General features: G+C 70.0%; 1 protein-coding gene and 1 pseudogene. One reads left to right on the forward strand and one right to left on the reverse strand.

Annotation, left to right across the window (positions count from 1 at the left end; genetic code table 11):
- Window positions 1–189: 189 nt before the first annotated feature.
- Entirely contained in the window at window positions 190–1,068 is an 879-nt protein-coding gene (locus tag FNH08_RS49815; RefSeq protein ID WP_152778605.1) for a hypothetical protein, read from the reverse strand.
- A 140-nt stretch (window positions 1,069–1,208) separates the two neighbouring features.
- Between FNH08_RS49815 and FNH08_RS49820 the strand changes: the two are divergent.
- Window positions 1,209–1,621: pseudogene (locus tag FNH08_RS49820) on the forward strand (hypothetical protein); the annotation flags it as partial.

Below are 1,621 nucleotides of genomic sequence, written 5' to 3' on the forward strand. Positions count from 1 at the left end.
GAGTTGGGGGGTGCGGGTTGGGTGTGGCTGGTCGCGCAGTTCCCCGCGCCCCTAAAAACGCGCAGTTCCCCGCGCCCCTGAAAACCCGCGCCGTTCCCCGCGCCCCTGAAAACCCGCGCCGTTTCCCGCGCCCTTAAAGGCGCGCCGTTCCCCGCGCCCCTGAAACGCGCCGTTCCCCGTGCCTCTTCGCTACTCGTTCGCTGCCGCTGATGCCTGGGCCTCGCCGCGGCGGCGGATCTGGCGGAAGGTGAACTCGGCCAGGTCGTCGCCCGTGGAGAACACCGCGGAGTCGTTCTCCGTGACGTCCTTGCCGTTGGTGAAGCCGGCGATGGTGAAGTACGCGTAGCGGCCGTACGAGTTGGTCGTCGAGCGGCAGATCGCCGTACGGCAGAACGCGGGTACGCCCCCACCGGAGAGCGAGGTGACGATGCTCTTCTTGTCGGCGTCCTTCTTGGCCTTCGCCGCCTGCGCCTCGGTGTCGAAGAGGGCCACGCCGACCGTGACCGCGACGCCGTCCTTGCTGTAGGTGACGCGCATGACGCGGGTGCAGTCGTTGTCCGCCACGACCTTGTCGAGGGTGCCCTGGACCGCCGACGCGCAGTCGTTGGTGGAGGACGTGGCGCCCTTCTTGTAGACGGACTCGCCCATCGTGAGCTGCGATCCCGGGAACAGGCTGTCCGCACTGAGCGGGGCCGTGTCCTTCTTCGCGCTGGCGATGAAGTCCTTCGGGTCCAGCGGGGGCGGGGCCGACGTCGGCGCGAAGGACGGCGCGGGCGAGTCGCTCGCGCTCGGGATGTCCGCGGTGGCCGGCAGGTCGTTGGTCGGTCTGTTCGCGGCCTCGCTGTCACCGTCCGCGGAGACGACGGCCACCGCGACGGCGGCGCCGATCGCGACCGTGGCCAAGGCCCCGCCGACTATGAACAGCACGCGGCGCCGCTTGTTGCGCGTCTCGGACGCCTCAGCGAGCGCGGCCCAGTCAGGGGTCTGGCTGTCCTGGCCCGACCACCGCGGCTGCTCAGAACCCGGCTTCCACGGGTCCCACTGAGGCTCCCCTTGCCCAAAACTCATGGACCGCATTTTAGACAGCCGTTGGGGTGTGCTGTTCAGTCCCTTGAGGCACTTGAGCCCCTAGCGTGACCTGAATGAATGTGGATGAAAAGGGTATTGCTGGTCGCTCCGGTCGGCCTCAGCGGCGTCAGGACGGTCGGGTGTGGTGGTCCGGGTGGGCCGTGGGGCGGGCGTCCTGGCAGGCGTGGGCGGCGCTGGGGGCGGTGTTGTGCGCGCTGGTGGGAAGCGTGGCGCGGCTGTCGGTGGACGGAGGCATGGACAACGCCTTCGTCGTGCGGGCGGCACGTGTGTTCTGGCACGGTGGGTCGCCCTACGACGATCAGCGCTTCCTCTACTTCCCCAGCGCGGTGCCGGCGGCGTTGCCGCAGGTGTTCGTGGAGCCGGACGTGCTGCGGGTGCTGGTGCCGGCGGTGGTGACCGGGCTCCTGGTGTTCGGGTGGGCGTGCGCGCTGCGGCTGCACGGGGTGCCGTGGCGGAGCCGGTTCGCGGTGCTGGGGCTGGTCGGGCTGGTGGTGGGGTTCGCGCCGTTCGGGCATCTGGTGCAGTTGGGGAA

The sequence above is a fragment of the Streptomyces spongiae genome, from assembly GCF_009377185.1.
In the GTDB taxonomy this organism is placed as follows: Bacteria; Actinomycetota; Actinomycetes; order Streptomycetales; family Streptomycetaceae; genus Streptomyces; species Streptomyces spongiae.